This window comes from Streptomyces milbemycinicus, assembly GCF_002154605.1.
Classification (GTDB): domain Bacteria; phylum Actinomycetota; class Actinomycetes; order Streptomycetales; family Streptomycetaceae; genus Streptomyces; species Streptomyces milbemycinicus.
This window is the reverse complement of the sequence record NZ_MUNE01000924.1, coordinates 1-1256: the sequence shown is the minus strand read 5'-3', so window position 1 is coordinate 1256 and position 1256 is coordinate 1. Positions and strand designations below refer to the sequence as shown.

Sequence of the window (1256 nt, the reverse complement as noted above, 5' to 3'; positions counted from 1 at the left end):
GCCGCGGCGACCGCCGCGCCCAGCATGCGCTGGCGGCGGCGGCCGGTCCGGTCGGTGGCGGGACGTACTCGGGGGGCAGCAGGCATCAAGGCTTCAGCTCTTCCGGAGGGGACAGGGGCAACACGGCGGCGCGATATGGGGTCGCGGCCGCGAATTTCCATGCCTCAGAGCCTAGGAAGCCGCCCTGGCCTGCAGCTTCGTACGCTTAGCCGAAATCCGAGTACATCAGTCGGCCGAATTCCTCCTCATCCAATTGAGGTATTCCGGGCCGCTTGGACGGTAAAGGCCGCGGTGTGGACCTGGCCCTGGTGCTTGAAGTCCAGAAACAGCCGGTACGCGCCCGGGCTCGGTGCCGTCGCCATGAAGGAGATCTCGGGGCCTGGCTCCGTCCTGCCGTCTCCGGGCTCGCCGCCGGGGTGGACGTGCAGATAGGCGAGGTCGCCGGAGCGCAGGGCGACCAGGTGGCCGTAGGCGCCGAGGTAAGTCTGGAGGTCCCGCACCGGCTTGCCGTCCTTGGTGACGGTCAGCATCAGCTCGCTGCTCTTGCCCGGGGTCAGGCCGCCGGCCAGCTCGACCTGGTACCCGTCGACGCGGGCCGTGGTGTCGCTCGCGGGCAGCTTCGTCGGCTCGTACGCTCCGGGCACGGCCAGGTCGGTGCCGAGGGTGAGCCCTTCCCCGTCCTTGGGCGTGAAGTCTGCGAATACCCGGTACGGGCCGGTCTCGGGCAGAGCCGCGGACGTGGACCAGGTGCCGTCGGCCGCCCGGGTCGGGTGCAGATGGCGGAAGGTCGCCAGGTCACGTGAGGCGACGATCAGGTGCAGTTCCTTGTCGTGCTCGCGGTCGTACGCGGTGAGCGGGCGTCCGGTCGCCTCCCGCACGATGGCGAAGCGCAGCTCGGCGCGCTTGCCTGGCTGGAGCCGCGGGGTCTTCAGGTCGAGGGTGTAGCCCCCTTCGGATATCTGCAGGCCTCCGGGCGGGGAGAGCTCATGGCCTCCGTCGTGGCCTTGCTCATCTCCTCCGCCGTGCTCACTCCCCTCACCCCGCGCGCTATCCGTATGCCCCTGGTGAGCCGCGCTCGCCGGCTCGGGCGAGATCTCGCCGACGCCGCTGCCCACGCCGTACGCGGTGCCGAAGGTGGCGGCGAGCACGGCGGCGAATGCGGCGATCCGCAGTCCGGTGTTCATGACACATCCCTTGTCTCCTGGCCGCCGGTCCTGCGGCCTTCGTACCCACGCGGCGGAGCCGCATATCGATAC

General features: G+C 70.2%; 1 protein-coding gene. It reads right to left on the bottom strand.

Features of this window, described 5'->3' with window-relative positions:
- Nucleotides 1-245: 245 nt before the first annotated feature.
- A complete protein-coding gene (locus tag CCN51_RS48900; protein ID WP_014174410.1) occupies nt 246-1184 on the bottom strand; it encodes a hypothetical protein in 939 nt (312 codons plus the stop codon).
- Between the last annotated feature and the right edge of the window lie 72 nt (nt 1185-1256).

Coding starts and splice junctions, on each gene's coding strand:
- CCN51_RS48900 (WP_014174410.1), bottom strand. CDS start 1,184: ATGAACACCGGACTGCGGATCGCCGCATTCGCCGCCGTGCTCGCCGCC.